1 protein-coding gene is annotated in these 552 nt (G+C 52.0%); it reads right to left on the bottom strand.

The window, feature by feature from the left end:
- Window positions 1-64 precede the first annotated feature (64 nt).
- The coding region (locus E1180_RS21975; protein ID WP_208996742.1) for an imm11 family protein at window positions 65-552 on the bottom strand (488 nt) is incomplete at its 5' end.

The following is a 552-nucleotide window of genomic DNA, read 5'->3' as shown; positions in this document are numbered from 1 at the left end:
GCTCAAGATAATAAGCCACTATTGACGCCCTCGTTTTGTGTAAACCGATAACTTCAACCCGCCCTCACAGCTCAAGTTTGCCGCGTTTCTTCAAAACTTCTGCACGTAGCTTAGCCCGGTAACCGCAGGGAATGCCGTGTTTGGCCTCCCAATCAAGGGCGGGCTGGATGTTCTCTTCCGGCAACCACGGAATATCCAGTTCCTCGCAGTGCTTGGCGTCGAGATAGCGGATCTTGCGGGCAACAAGCTCTTTGTGAAACGCGTCCGAGCAAAAAACCCCCTTGTATTCTGGACCGAGATACAAGGGGGTCCAAAGGTGTTTCCCTGCAATCCGGGGACTGCTCACCACTATTCGGTCTCGTATACTCGTTCTAAACAATGCCAAGTTGGGACCATCTGTGGCATTGTGATACTCCCAATCCCGGTCCATCTCGTTCACCAGCAAGGCATCAAATGCCACCATGCAGTTAAAGACATAGTAGTTCCCTTCATAAGGCTCTCCGGCCTTGTTCCGCAGCTTGATCGGAATAAACTGATGCACACCGGGCTCGA

It is taken from the genome of Roseibium denhamense (assembly GCF_009711415.1).
GTDB lineage: Bacteria > Pseudomonadota > Alphaproteobacteria > Rhizobiales > Stappiaceae > Roseibium > Roseibium denhamense.
Note: the sequence above shows the minus strand (reverse complement) of the source record. Positions and strands in the feature narration are given on the sequence as shown.